The following is a 12,588-nucleotide window of genomic DNA, read 5'->3' on the forward strand; positions in this document are numbered from 1 at the left end:
CTCCTGATTCCAGACTAGGCGCGGACCCATCAATCCCGGCGATCCGGCGGCTGCGGCCCGCGGAGATCCGGGAGATCCGCCAGGCATCGCGCTTCATATTTCCGCGACGCGCGATCGCGCTCTCGCGGGCGAAGGCTGACATGCTCCAGCTTGATCATGACGCGGGCCATCCTTCGGATGATTCAACAAGCGGCGGCTTGTCCAGATTTTAGATTCGGCGGTGCACAAGTGCCGTGCTGCGACGAAGTTCGCGCCCACGCGTGAAAGCGGCAGCTATCTTCCGTTTGGGGAGGGCCGCCGATGAGCGCTGTCGAGGCCGCATTCAAGCCAGCGAAAGAGTCGGTCAGTTGGGCAGAGGAGGCTGTGGCGGAGCTGAACGCCGCCACGGCTGCATGGCTGCGGGGTGACATTGCAGAAATCGTCACCGAGTTCGACACGCAATCCGGAGAGAATGTCCGGAAGTTGCGTTTGCGGGAGGGCCCTCCCGGGGCTTTGCGTCGTAAGGCAACCGAGGCGCTTGTCACCACGCGGCATGCCTTCGACCAAGCGACCTTCGCGGCGCGAAACTTGATATCGGGGCCACCGAAGAAGCGCTCCACCAATTTCCCCTGGTCGGCTAACCCAACGGACCTGGTGCGCCTCCTGAAAGAAAAAGGGATCGATGAGCGGCTGTGGGACGTATTCGCGGCCCATCACCCATATCCGCGATCGGAGACATATGCCGGCGGTAATGACGTGTTGAGAACGCTCGCCACCATGGCCAACGACAAGCACACGGTCGGCCTGAGTGTCACGGCCGATATCGTCAGCACGAGCTCCCCTCCGATCATTGGCCGTTACGTCCAGAGCCTGACCATGCTTAATCCCGAGTGGGACCCTGTAAAGAATGAGGCTGAACTGGTCCGCTGGATCGGCGATGTCGATATCGAGGGCGATTATGAGTTCGGATTCCAGGTAATTCTTCAGGATGCCCGGCTTCCTCAGACGGTGAATGCCGCCACCGGGCTGTCTGGCTTCGCGCGCAAGGCGAAGCTGGTCATAGAACACCTGCAGGCTCGCTGCGCTCAACTGAACGCTCACGCCGCGGCCCCGTAGTGCTGCTCGAGCGCCAAGCGCTGGCGCTTGAGCACCCACGACCTTTCCTGAACATCGCTGAATAGATGCCTCGCTGAAGCGAGCGGCTGGCATGTGCTGCCGCCGCCCGTTCCGCATCGTGCCGGGCTCAGCGGGCCGCGGCGAGGGCTGCGATCATGCCCGTGATGCTGTTGATCAGAATGAACTGATTATCGACCCTGACCCAGCGCTGGCCGCGGCCCGGCGCACGCAGATGGTAGCGGTGATAATCCCGCACATAGCTCTGCCGGTACTGCCGGGGCAGGGCATGCCCGCGCGCCCAACGATCCTTGCGGACGATGACCTTCTTCGTCACATGCTTCTCGACACGGACCGGGCCGTGACGAGCGGGGCCGTGATGCTGTGCCCGGTAAGACTGAGCGAAGCTGGGAGCGGTTGCTCCGAGTAGAAAAGCGCCCGCGATTGCCGAGGCGATAATTTTTTTCATAACGATATCTCCTGTTCTCGATGGAGTTATCGTGAAGCATCGTCATTAAACGGGAGATGAATAGTTGGATTAATTCTCTGTAATGTTCCTGTAAGCTGTAATGAGTTTTTCATTTTCGATCGTTGCTTGACCGCGCTTGGCGTTGCTCTGACGGAGTGGCGTTTTCCGGGGGAGAGGGAGCCTTTCGGCGGCTCGGGCGTTCCTGTCCGAAAGGACAGTTTTCGCATGATGCAATTCGATCAAGGCCTCACGGCCGCGCCTGGCAATACGCCCGCCATCCCCGATCCGCCACCCGAGGCGCCGCCCCTGACGCCGGGCGAGGTGCCGCCGGCTCCGCCGGTCGAATCGCCACCGGACGAGGAACCGCAGGGCATCCCGACCGAGCCACCGCCGGAACTGCCGCCGAATGCGCCGCCGGAGGCTCCCCCGGCGACGCCGATCGATCTGCCGCCGGGGCGCGATCCGCGCCAGCCGCAGGAATAGTCCGCTTAGACCTTCGGGGCGTTGTCCGAACCGATATCCCAGTAGAGCCCGGCCATGGCGACGAGGCCTTCGCGGGCGATGGCGGCCGGCAGGTGCTCGTCCGGGGCGTGCTGCGAGCAGCCGGGATAGGAGTGCGGCACCCAGATCGTGCGCAGCTTCAGGATCTCGGCGAAGATATCGTTCGGGAGCGAGCCGCCGAGATTGGGCAGCAGGGCCGGCTTCTTGCCGGTGCTCTCCGCGATCGACGCGATGGTGAAGCGGACCCAGGCATCGTCGGGGTCGAGCCGCGTCGCACCGAAGCGCTCGGTGCCCGGCATGACGATCTCGACCATGTCGAAGCCATGGCGATCGAGATGGCGGCGGAGCGCCGGGGCGACGTCGCGCGGATCGATGCCGACGACGAAGCGCAAGGCGACGCGGGCCCAAGCACTCGGCGGCACGGCGTTGACCGGGGTTTCCGGGACGCCGGATTTCATCGCCAGCACGTCGAAGGAGCACCAGCCGAAGACCTGTTCGGCCGGGGAGAGGCCGGGCTCGCCCCAGTTCGGATCGATGGTCGGGCCGCCCGGGCCGCCATCGATCTCGCAATCGGCGAGCGCGCGACGCACCCCGGCGGGCAGCTCCTTCGGCACCCATTCATGGATGCGGATCTGGCCAGTGGGCGAGGTGATCGAGGCGATGGCATGGGCGAGCTGGATCGCCGGATCGGAGAGGATGCCGCCCCAGTTGCCGGAATGGTGACCGCCATCGCGCGCCTTGATCTGCAGGTCGAAGGTGATGACGCCGCGGGCGCCGAGGAAGACGGTGGGGCGCTCGGCATTGAGGCGCGGCCCGTCCGAGGCGATCAGGATATCGGCCTTGAGCAGTTCGGCCTCATCCTCGCAGAGTTCGCGCAGGCCGGGCGAGCCGGATTCCTCGCCCATCTCGATCAGATACTTGGCGTTGAAGCCGAGCTTGCCGCGCGTCTCCAGCACGGCGCGCAGGCCGTTGATGTTGATGAGGTGCTGGCCCTTGTTGTCGACGACGCCGCGGCCGTACCAGCGGCCGTCACGCTCGACGAGCTTCCACGGGGAAAGGCCTTCGCTCCATTGTGCGTCGAGGCCGCGGATGACGTCGCCATGGCCATAGCCGAGGATGGTCGGCAGGGCAGGGTCCTCGATGCGCTCGGCATAGAGGAAGGGGCCGCGCGCCTTGGCATGGGTCAGGATGCGGCAGGTGAAGCCGAGCGATTCGAGCAGGGGCTGCATCTCCTTGTCGAGATACTCGCCCAGCACGGGAGCACGGTCGGGGTTCTGGCTTTCGGTCGGGATCGCGACGAGCCGGCCGAGATCGGTCTTCATCCGGCCTGAATCGAAATAGTCCTGAGCTTTCGCGATCGCCTGCGCGCGGGTCATGGTCTTGTGGTCTCCCCAATAAGTGGCCGGCACAGTGCCGGTGGACGGAAGCGAACGCCAGTGCCAAGAGAGCCGGGCGCGCCATGCCTGCCGGGCAGGGCGGGCGCCGCGCCGACCGACAAGGCTCCTCCGACCGCATGATCATGATCCCGCATCCGCACCAGCTCGTCGCTCGCGACGCCATCCTGGCGGCGCGGGCCAAGGGCGCGGCGGGTTTCCTGCTTGGCGACCTCACCGGGCTCGGCAAGACGCTCTCGGCCTGGCTCGCACTCTCGGCCATGCCGGAAGAGGAGGTGCTAGTGATCTGCCCGAAGGGCGCGATCCCGCAATGGCGGCGGACCATGACGCTGTCCGGCCTGCCGGCGAAGCGCGTGACGCTGATGAATTTCGAGAAGACGAAGTCGCTGCTCGCGCCTGTCGCCGACAGCAAGAAGCGCTCGACGCGGGCGAAGAACAACGAGATCGCCAAGCATGGCCGCCCTAAGCGTGCCTGGCCGCTCGTCGTGATCGACGAGGCGCACCGCATCCGCAATCCCAACTCGCAGCAGGGGCTGGTCTGCCGGCAGATGGCGGAAGCCGCCGATTTCACGATCTATATGAGTGCGACGGCCGGCCAGTCGCCGCATGAGCTGTCCTATCTCGCGGGGTTGCTGGCCAAGGCGGCGGGCATGCCCACAGCCGATCTCGACGGGTTTCGCGTGCTGATGAAGCGGCTGAAGATCGGCCGGGCCAAGGGGCGCTGGAAGAACTGGAGCTGGGAGCCGAACGAGGCCGATAGGAAGGTGATGGCCGATCTGCTCTATCGCGGCGCTAACGCCATCGGCCTGCGCCGCCGGCCGGAGGAGATCGCGGGCTGGCCCGAGGTGCAGCGGGAGCTGGCGCCGGTCGCGCTCGATACGGCGGCACGCAAGCTCTATGACGCGACCTGGCGCGAGTTCCGGAAGGAATTGGGGCTGGCCGGCGGCTCGACGCGCAAGCCGCAGGGCTGGGCCGCCGATCTGCGCTTCCGCCAGAAGGCGAGCCTGCTGCGTATCCCCGGTACGGCCGATTTCTGCGAGGACCTCTTGGGCAATGACGAGCAGGTGGCGATTTCCGTCGCCTTCCTCGAAACCAGTGCGATGCTTGCCGATACGCTCAGGGGGCGCGGCTGGCGGACGGCCGAGATCAACGGCGAGCGCTCGGGTCTGCAGAACGAGGAGACCCGCATCGCCTTCCAGACCGGTCAGCTCGACGCGGTGATCTTTACCGTCACCGAGTCGATCTCATTGCATCGGGGCGAGATGCCGGGCGGCGAGCGCGAGCGGGCGCTCGTCATCCACGACATGCGCCACAGCGCGATTCAGCTCCAGCAGATCGAGGGCCGCTGCCATCGCGACGGCCAGCACGCGACGATCTTCTATGCCTATGCCGAGGACACGGTGGAGGAGGCGATCGCCGGTACGGTGATCCAGCGCATGGCGGCGATGGAAGGGCTCGCCGGCGACGATACGCGGATGCTGGAGGCGATCGCCGGGATCGTCGAGGGGCGGGCGGCCGCGTAAGGCTCAGTTGCGGGCGCGCTCGCCGAGTTCCTTGGCGCCCTCGACCGATGAGCCGGTGAGGCGAACGATGCTGTTCCAGGCGTCGCGCGTATAGGCGCCCTGATGGACGACGGCGTCATAGCCGACGACGAGCACGATGATGACCAGAAGCAGTCGGAACACGAACGGAAACCCTCCTCGATAGCGCACCATCAACGCCGCGATCGAAGGACGGTTCCAGTCTGGGCGGGCTTAGCCCGGCGGCAGCAATTCCTTCAGCCGGAACAGGGCGATCTTCTCGACCTCGGCCAGCGCCGTCGCGGTTTCCTGCTCCGGCGTGTTCTTGAGCCGCGCATCGAAGGCGGCGAGGATCTGGGCCTTGGTCGCCCCCTTCACCGCCATGATGAAGGGGATGCCGAAGCGGGCCTTGTAGGCCTCGTTCAGCGCGGTGAAGCGGACGCGCTCGTCGCTGCTGAGGCGGTCGAGCCCGGCGCCGGCCTGCTCCTGCGTCGATTCAGGTGTGAGCTCGCCTGCGGCGGCGAGCTTGCCGGCGAGGTCGGGATGGGCCGCGAGCAAGGATTTCTGCTGTTCGGCTGACCCCTTGCGCATGCTTGAGACCATCGCCGCGTGCAGGCTTTCCGCCGTGTCATGGTTTGCGCCGATGCCGGCGTCGTGGGCGGCCTCAGTGATCCAGGGCGAATGCTCCCAGACGCGGCCGAAGACCTCGGTGAACAGCGCCTTAGGCAGCTTCGAGGGTACATAACCGCCAGCCGGCGGCTGCGTCCTGACCCAGTGACGGGCGATGTCGAGGCGGGTCGCGACCCAGATCCGCTCATGGCTCTGTACATAGTCGAGGAAGCGGGCGAGCGCGGCGGCGCGTCCGGGGCGGCCGACGAGGCGGCAATGCAGGCCGATCGACATCATCTTCGGCGCGGTCTCGCCCTCGGCATAGAGCGTGTCGAACGAGTCCTTAAGGTAGGTGAAGAACTGCTCGCCGGTGTTGAAGCCCTGCGGCGTGGCGAAGCGCATGTCGTTGGCGTCGAGCGTGTAGGGCACGGCGAGCTGCGGTCCCTTCGGTCCGCTTAGCCAATAGGGCAGTTCGTCGGCATAGACATCGGCCGTGTAGAGGAAGCCGCCTTCCTCCATCGTCAGGGGAATGGTGTTCTCGGAGGTGCGGCCCTGATAGCAGCCGAGCGGGCGTGTCCCCGCGAGCTCGGTCTGGATGCGGATCGCTTCCAGGATATCGGCGCGCTCGCGCTCCTTCGGCGTATCGCGATAGTCGATCCATTTCAGGCCGTGGGTCGCGATCTCCCAGCCGGCCTCCTGCATCGAGCCGACGATCTCGGGATAGCGGGCGAGCGCCGAAGCGACGGCGAAGACGGTGACGGGCATGTTCCGCTGCGTGAACATCCGCCAGAGCCGCCAGTAGCCGGCGCGGGAGCCGTATTCGTAGATCGACTCCATGTTCATGTGGCGCTGGCCCGGCCAGGGCGCGGCGCCGACGATCTCGGAGAGGAAGGCTTCAGAGGCCGCATCGCCATGGAGGATGCAGTTCTCGCCGCCTTCCTCGTAATTGATCACGAACTGGACGGCGATGCGGGCCTCGCCCGGCCAGTGCGGATGCGGAGCCGCGCGGCCATAGCCCTTCATGTCGCGCGGATAGGTGGTCTGGCTCATGATGGTCTAGCTGCCGCGATAGGTGGAATAGCTCCAGGGCGAAGCCAGGAGCGGGACGTGGTAGCGCCCCTCCGGCTCGGCAATGCCGAAGCGGACGGGGACGAGGTCGAGGAAGGCGGGCTGCGGCAAGGCGGTGCCGAGGCCGCGGAAATAGGCGCCGATCGCGAAGGTCAGTTCATAGGTGCCGGGCACCAGCGTTCCCGAGAGCAAAGCTGAATCGGTGCGGCCATCGGCATTGGTCACGGCCTCGGCCAGCCGCTCGCGCGTGCCGTCGGCCCTGAGCCGATCCAGCGACACCGCGATGCCGGCGCCCGGGCGACCGTTGACCGTGTCCAGCACATGCGTCGAAAGATGTCCCATGCGCCGGCTTCTCCTGAAGGCGTCGATATCCGGCGGGCGCCGATTCCGGCGTGGCCACGGACCTTCGCGACTGTAAAGCGACCGGCGCGAAAATCGATAGCAGCATGTTCGCCAGGATCGTCTTTCCGGAAGGTCGGCGCGGGGGCGATTTCAGAGACGGCGAAAGCAGGCTAGTTTCCGCCTTCGAAGCCGCATCTTCCGGATTCGGGACGATCATCAGCCTTCGCGGAGCGCAGCGCCATGCTTGCAGCTTATCTGATGGAATGGGGCGGCATGATGCTGCGCTGGCTCCATGTCATCACGGCGATCGCCTGGATCGGAGCCTCCTTCTTCTTCATCCATCTCGATGCCTCGCTGAAGCCGGCCGAGGATATCCCGCCCGGCACAGGTGGCCGCGCCTGGCAGGTCCATGGCGGCGGCTTCTACGAGATGCGCAAATACATGGTCGCGCCGGCCGTGATGCCGGCCGAGCTGACCTGGCACAAGTGGCAGAGCTACTGGACCTGGATCTCGGGCTTCTTCCTGCTGGTCTGGGTCTATTACGCGCAGTCGGAGCTCTACCTGATCGATCCGGCGGTGATGCAGCTGTCGCCTTTTGCCGCGGGCGCGATCGGCATCGCGGCGCTGGTGGTCGGCTGGCTGATCTACGACCTGCTCTGCAAGTCGCCGCTCGGCCGGCATGACGTGTGGCTGGGCCTCGTCGGCTTCGGCTATGTCGTCGCGGCGAGCTGGGCCTTCGCCAATGTTTTCTCCGGGCGCGGGGCGCTGATCCATACCGGCGCGCTGATGGCGACGATCATGACCGCCAATGTCTTCTTCAACATCATGCCCGGCCAGCGGACGGTGATCGCTGCGCTCGTCGCCGGCGAGAAGCCCGATCCGAAATACGGCAAGGCCGCCAAGCAGCGCTCGACGCATAACAACTACATCACCCTGCCGGTGCTGTTCCTGATGCTGTCGAACCACTATCCGGTGACCTACGCCAATTCGAGCGTGATCCCGCTGCTGGTGGCGCTGGTGATCGTGGCCGGAGCGCTGATCCGGCATTTCTTCAATATCCGCCATGCCGACCACGCGAAATCGCCCTGGTGGTGCTGGGCGGTGGCGATCCTGGCGCTCTGGCTCGCGTTCTGGGTGGCGATGTCGTCCTCGCCGGGCGGGCGCGAGCAGCTCGGCCTGAAGCCACAGGATGCGGCCAAGCTCGTCCTGCTGGCGGGCATGACACTGCCGCCGACCGAAGTCTCGAACATCGTGACCGGGCGTTGCGCCATGTGCCATGCGCCGGAGCCGTCCTGGCCGGGCATCCAGATCGCGCCGAAGGGTGTGCTGCTGCATGAGCCCGAACAGATCGCGATCCATGCCCGCGCCATTCGGACGCAAGCCGTGATGACCCATGCGATGCCGCCGAACAACCTCTCCGGGATGACCCCGGCCGAGCGGAAGGCACTGGCGGGCTGGCTTGCTGCCGCGCGCTGAGGCGTTGCGCCGTCATGCTCGCCCTTGTGGCGAGCATCCACGCCTTGAACACATCCCTTGAACAGCGAAGACGTGGATGGGCGGGACAGGCCCGACCATGACGGATGCGTGCTTCGGGGCGCCGTGACCTCGTCCTTCACACATCCATTTCCTCTTTCTTCAGCCTGTCGGCATCCCCGCTCACGGACGCGTGATCGCGTTCAGATTCGGTTCAGGTACGCGGCGTCATGGTCCCGCCACTGACAGGGCTGGAGGCAGGATCCCAGAACGGGACCGTTCGTGCCGAGGACCGTGGGGGTCCAAGTTGAGACGCGTGGATGCAAGGGGCGCCGGTTACCTGCTGGCCGCCATCGGTTTCGTCGTGGCATGGGGCATCCTGTGCTGGCCCTGGCTTTCGGGGGCGGTGACGATTCCGTTCGACGCCAAGGCGCATTTCCAGGCGCAGGTGCAGTTCCTCGCCAACGCGATCCATACCGGCCAGTCGCCCTTCTGGAATCACAACGTCTTTGCCGGCTCGCCGCAGATCGCCGATCCGCAATCGCTGATCTTCTCGCCCGCGATCCTGCTCGCGCTGATCTCGCCGGAACCGAGCTTCCGCGAGGTCGATGCCTATGTGCTGGCGCATCTGCTGGCCGGCGGGCTCGCGCTCATCCTGTTCTTCCGCGATCGCGGCTGGCATGCGGCCGGCGGGCTGATGGCGGCGCTGGTCTTCGCCTTCGGGGCGTCGGCGGCCTGGCGCGTCCAGCATGTCGGGCAGATCGCGAGCTATGCCTTCTTCGCCATCGCCTTCTGGCTGACGGCGCGGATGCTGCAGCGTTCATCCGTCCTGTCCGGTGTCTTCGCCGGCCTTGCCGCCGGCATGATGGTGCTGGAGCCGGACCAGGTCGCGCTGCTCGCCTGCTATGTGCTGATCGCCATGGTGGTGGCGCATTGGATCTCCGGCGGCTGGGCGGCCTTCAAGGCGAGCCTGCTGCCGATCGCCGCGGCAAGCGTGGTCGGCCTCGCCGTTATCGCCATGCCGCTGATCTGGACCTGGCTCTTCGCCGAGGCGACGACGCGGCCCGAGATCGATTTCGCGTTCGCGGGCCGTGGCTCGCTGCATCCGGTGTCGCTGCTGTCCGCCTTCGTCGGCGACCTGTTCGGCGCCAAGGACCCGGCCGTCGAATTCTGGGGCCCGTACGGCAATCCGCAGGTGCTCTATCTCTCCCAGAACATGGCGCAGGTCTATTTCGGCGCGCTGCCGCTGCTGCTGCTGCTGGCGCCCGGCCTGACGCGCGGCTGGCTCTGGGACAAGTCGGTTCGCCCGCTGACGCTGATGCTTGCCTTCATGGTGCTGTTCGCGCTCGGTCGCTACACGCCGCTGTTCCATCTCGCCTACGAATATCTTCCGGGCGTGAAGCAGTTCCGCCGGCCGGCCGACGCGACCTTCCTGATCGGCGGCATCGCAGCGATCCTTTCGGGCTATGTGCTGCATCGCATCCTGACGGCGGAGGCGGGAACCTCGTTCCGCCGCGACATGCTGATCGGGGCGGGTCTGGTGCTCGGCACGCTCGTGCTCGCGCTCGCGGTCTCGCGCGGCTGGGGGCATCTGGCTGATGCCTGGAAGCCGGTCGCAATGGCGCTCGGCTGGTTTGCGGTCGCGGGCGGAGCGTTCTTCATCCTGCAGCGCTGGCGCGGCGCGCTCGGCACTGCCGCCGCGGCGGTCCTGGTCACCGGCGTCGTCGCCGCCGATCTCGGCGTCAACAATGGCCCCAACGAATCGACCGCGCTCGCGCCGCAGCTCTACGACGTGCTGGAGCCGGGCACGAAGAACGACACCATCGCGCTCCTGAAGCACCTGACCTCCCAGCCAGAGGGTTCACCGCGCCGCGACCGGGTCGAATTGCTCGGCATGGGCTTCGAATGGCCGAATGCCGGCATGGTTCACGGCTTCGACCACACGCTCGGTTACAACCCGCTGCGGCTGGAGGATTTCTCCGAGGCTGTCGGCACGGGCGACGGCATCGCCAGGCCGGCCGACCGCAAGTTCACCCCGCTCTTCCCGTCCTATCGCTGCCGTCTCGCGAACCTGCTGGGCTTGCGCTACATCGCCTCGCCGGTTCCGATCGAGCAGGTCGACCACAACCTTGGCGAGAACGATCTCACCCTGATCGCCCGGACGAAGCAGGGCTACGTCTACGAAAACCCGCGGGCCCTGCCGCGCGTGCAGTTCGTCGGCGGCTGGCAGTTCGCCGATTTCGAGAGCATGAAGCTGTCGGGCCGCTGGCCGGAGACCGACCCGACGCAGGCCGTCCTGCTCGATGTCGAGCCACCCGTCGCGACGCCGGAGGGGCCGGTCGCGACCCAGGCCGAGGTCAAGCTGACGCGTTATCGCAATGCCCAGGTCGAGATCGAGGTCACGACGCCTGTCGCCGGCTTCGTCGTGCTCAACGACATCTGGCATCCCTGGTGGAAGGCCGAGGTCGACGGCGTCGAGAGCGAGATCCTGCGGGCCAACGTGCTGTTCCGTGCGGTGCAGGTACCGGCCGGCACGCACAAGGTGCGCTTCAGCTTCCAGCCGCTCTGGGGCGCGCTGGCAGAGCTCAGGGCGCGGATCGAACCGCAGGAGCCGGATGACATGTTGCCGCCTGCTCCAAGGCATGACGAGCCGCAGATCGTCACCGCGCCGGGCGAGATGCCGAGGCTGGCGGGACCGTCCGAAAGCGTCCGCAATTCGCTGGGTCTGGGCACCGCCCAGGTTCCGCCGGCGCGCAACGGCACGGCCGCCGCACATATCCCCGGCGACGCCATCGCGCATTGAAAAAGCCGCGGCGGGGGCCGCTGCTTTCAAGTAAGCGATGTCATCCCGTGCGCGCTGCGGCATGTGAATGCCGCTGCGCAGACACGGGACCGTTTCCCGGAAAAGGCGCCCATGCGGAGGCCGTAAGGACGGGAGCCCCAAGCGTCACGCGGTCCCGTGTCTGCGCAGCAGCGTTTCACGCTGCGGCGCGCACGGGATGACAGGCAATCGTCCGAAACGCCCCGCTCAGGCGACGCCGAGCTTCTTCTGCAAGCTGCTGGAAGAGGTCGTATACTGGAAGGTCAGCCGCTTCTCCGGATAGACGTAGCGGTGGACCTTCTGGGCGCAGAGCGCAGCCTCGTGGAAACCCGAGAGGATGAGCTTGAGCTTGCCCGGATAGGTGTTGATGTCGCCGACGGCGAAGATGCCGGGCACGCTGGTCTCGAATTTCTCGGTATCGACCGGGACGAGGTTCTCGTTGAGGTTCAGGCCCCAGTCGGCGATCGGGCCGAGCTTCATGGTCAGCCCGAAGAAGGGCAGCAGCGTATCGCAGGCGATGTCGAAGGGCTCGTTGTCGGTGCCGCGACAGACCACCGCCTCGAGCTTGCCGTTCTCGCCCTTGAGCCCGGTGACCTGGCCGAGCTTCATGTCCATCTTGCCGTCGGCGACGAGGCTGCGCATCTGTTCGACCGAATGCGGCGCGGCGCGGAAATCGTCGCGGCGATGCATCAGCGTGACGCGATTGGCGATCGGCTGGAGGTTCAGCGTCCAGTCGAGGGCGGAATCGCCGCCGCCGACGATCAGGATGTTGCGGCCGCGGAAGGCCTCCATCTTGCGCACGGCGTAGAAGACCGAGCCGTTCTCATAGCCTTCGATGCCGGGAATCGGCGGCTTCTTCGGCTGGAAGGAGCCGCCGCCGGCGGCAATGATCACGCTCTTGGTGTCGAACACGGTGCCGGCATCGGTGGTGACGCGGAAGCGCGGCGCCTCCTGCGTGCCGGTCGGCTCGACCGCCTCGATCATCTGGTTGAGATGGAAGGTCGGCCCGAACGGCTTGATCTGCTCGAGCAGGTTGTCGACCAGCGCCTGGCCGGTGACCATCGGGAAGCCGGGGATGTCGTAGATCGGCTTCTCCGGATAGAGCTCCGCGCATTGCCCGCCGACCTTCGGCAGGATGTCGACGAGATGCGCGCGGATATCGAGCAGGCCGAGCTCGAAGACGGCAAAAAGGCCGCAGGGGCCGGCGCCGACGATGACGACGTCGGTGGTGATGACTTCGTTTTCGTTGGCGGCAGCCGCGTCGCTCATGATTCTACCTTCGAGCCGGTCCAAACTGTC

The 12,588-nt window shown here is 66.2% G+C and carries 11 protein-coding genes; 5 read left to right on the forward strand and 6 right to left on the reverse strand.

All coding sequences use genetic code 11. The features are described 5' to 3' along the window. The first annotated feature begins 300 nt into the window (after window positions 1–300). On the forward strand, window positions 301–1,095 hold the full coding sequence (locus ASE61_RS10575; protein WP_061966842.1) for a hypothetical protein: 795 nt from the start codon (window positions 301–303) through the stop codon (window positions 1,093–1,095). Between the two features lie 127 nt (window positions 1,096–1,222). Here the strand turns inward: ASE61_RS10575 and ASE61_RS27485 are convergent, their stop codons facing one another. Continuing rightward, window positions 1,223–1,561, reverse strand: a complete 339-nt coding sequence (locus ASE61_RS27485; RefSeq protein WP_061966843.1) for an RcnB family protein — start codon at window positions 1,559–1,561, stop codon at window positions 1,223–1,225. A gap of 225 nt (window positions 1,562–1,786) precedes the next feature. On the opposite strand from ASE61_RS27485, the gene ASE61_RS10585 reads away from it, so the two are divergent. Then, on the forward strand, window positions 1,787–2,044 hold the full coding sequence (locus tag ASE61_RS10585; protein WP_061966844.1) for a hypothetical protein: 258 nt from the start codon (window positions 1,787–1,789) through the stop codon (window positions 2,042–2,044). A gap of 5 nt (window positions 2,045–2,049) precedes the next feature. Here the strand turns inward: ASE61_RS10585 and ASE61_RS10590 are convergent, their stop codons facing one another. Next, a complete protein-coding gene (locus tag ASE61_RS10590) occupies window positions 2,050–3,438 on the reverse strand; it encodes a M20 family metallopeptidase (RefSeq protein ID WP_061966845.1) in 1,389 nt (462 codons plus the stop codon). A gap of 83 nt (window positions 3,439–3,521) precedes the next feature. Between ASE61_RS10590 and ASE61_RS10595 the strand changes: the two genes are divergently transcribed. Further along, window positions 3,522–4,979: an SNF2-related protein gene (locus ASE61_RS10595; protein ID WP_244492795.1), complete on the forward strand. Its 1,458-nt coding sequence runs from the start codon at window positions 3,522–3,524 to the stop codon at window positions 4,977–4,979. Between the two features lie 3 nt (window positions 4,980–4,982). Here ASE61_RS10595 and ASE61_RS10600 read toward each other — a convergent pair whose 3' ends face one another. The 3 genes from ASE61_RS10600 to uraH form a co-directional block, all read right to left on the reverse strand. Then, on the reverse strand, window positions 4,983–5,141 hold the full coding sequence (locus ASE61_RS10600; protein WP_156407041.1) for a hypothetical protein: 159 nt from the start codon (window positions 5,139–5,141) through the stop codon (window positions 4,983–4,985). Window positions 5,142–5,210: 69 nt separating this feature from the next. Then, on the reverse strand, window positions 5,211–6,635 hold the full coding sequence (puuE, locus tag ASE61_RS10605; RefSeq protein WP_061966847.1) for an allantoinase PuuE: 1,425 nt from the start codon (window positions 6,633–6,635) through the stop codon (window positions 5,211–5,213). Between the two features lie 6 nt (window positions 6,636–6,641). Then, window positions 6,642–6,995, reverse strand: coding sequence for a hydroxyisourate hydrolase (gene uraH / locus ASE61_RS10610; protein ID WP_061966848.1), 354 nt, complete (start codon window positions 6,993–6,995; stop codon window positions 6,642–6,644). A 240-nt stretch (window positions 6,996–7,235) separates the two neighbouring features. Here uraH and ASE61_RS10615 point away from each other — a divergent pair, with 240 nt between their 5' ends. Together ASE61_RS10615 and ASE61_RS10620 are read left to right on the forward strand one after the other, a co-directional pair. Then, window positions 7,236–8,471, forward strand: coding sequence for a urate hydroxylase PuuD (locus ASE61_RS10615; protein ID WP_061966849.1), 1,236 nt, complete (start codon window positions 7,236–7,238; stop codon window positions 8,469–8,471). Between the two features lie 304 nt (window positions 8,472–8,775). Beyond that, window positions 8,776–11,271: a hypothetical protein gene (locus ASE61_RS10620; RefSeq protein ID WP_156407042.1), complete on the forward strand. Its 2,496-nt coding sequence runs from the start codon at window positions 8,776–8,778 to the stop codon at window positions 11,269–11,271. 225 nt (window positions 11,272–11,496) lie between these two features. On the opposite strand, the gene ASE61_RS10625 is transcribed toward ASE61_RS10620, so the two are convergent. Beyond that, window positions 11,497–12,558: an NAD(P)/FAD-dependent oxidoreductase gene (locus tag ASE61_RS10625; protein ID WP_061966851.1), complete on the reverse strand. Its 1,062-nt coding sequence runs from the start codon at window positions 12,556–12,558 to the stop codon at window positions 11,497–11,499. Window positions 12,559–12,588 lie beyond the last annotated feature (30 nt).

This window comes from Allobosea sp. Root670, assembly GCF_001429415.1.
Taxonomy (GTDB): Bacteria; Pseudomonadota; Alphaproteobacteria; order Rhizobiales; family Beijerinckiaceae; genus Allobosea; species Allobosea robiniae.

Excerpts from the sequence above, each read along its gene's own strand:
- ASE61_RS10575 (WP_061966842.1), top strand. The coding sequence starts at position 301 with ATGAGCGCTGTCGAGGCCGCATTCAAGCCAGCGAAAGAGTCGGTCAGT.
- ASE61_RS27485 (WP_061966843.1), bottom strand. The coding sequence starts at position 1,561 with ATGAAAAAAATTATCGCCTCGGCAATCGCGGGCGCTTTTCTACTCGGA.
- ASE61_RS10585 (WP_061966844.1), top strand. The coding sequence starts at position 1,787 with ATGATGCAATTCGATCAAGGCCTCACGGCCGCGCCTGGCAATACGCCC.
- ASE61_RS10590 (WP_061966845.1), bottom strand. The coding sequence starts at position 3,438 with ATGACCCGCGCGCAGGCGATCGCGAAAGCTCAGGACTATTTCGATTCA.
- ASE61_RS10595 (WP_244492795.1), top strand. The coding sequence starts at position 3,522 with ATGCCTGCCGGGCAGGGCGGGCGCCGCGCCGACCGACAAGGCTCCTCC.
- puuE (WP_061966847.1), bottom strand. The coding sequence starts at position 6,635 with ATGAGCCAGACCACCTATCCGCGCGACATGAAGGGCTATGGCCGCGCG.
- uraH (WP_061966848.1), bottom strand. The coding sequence starts at position 6,995 with ATGGGACATCTTTCGACGCATGTGCTGGACACGGTCAACGGTCGCCCG.
- ASE61_RS10615 (WP_061966849.1), top strand. The coding sequence starts at position 7,236 with ATGCTTGCAGCTTATCTGATGGAATGGGGCGGCATGATGCTGCGCTGG.
- ASE61_RS10625 (WP_061966851.1), bottom strand. The coding sequence starts at position 12,558 with ATGAGCGACGCGGCTGCCGCCAACGAAAACGAAGTCATCACCACCGAC.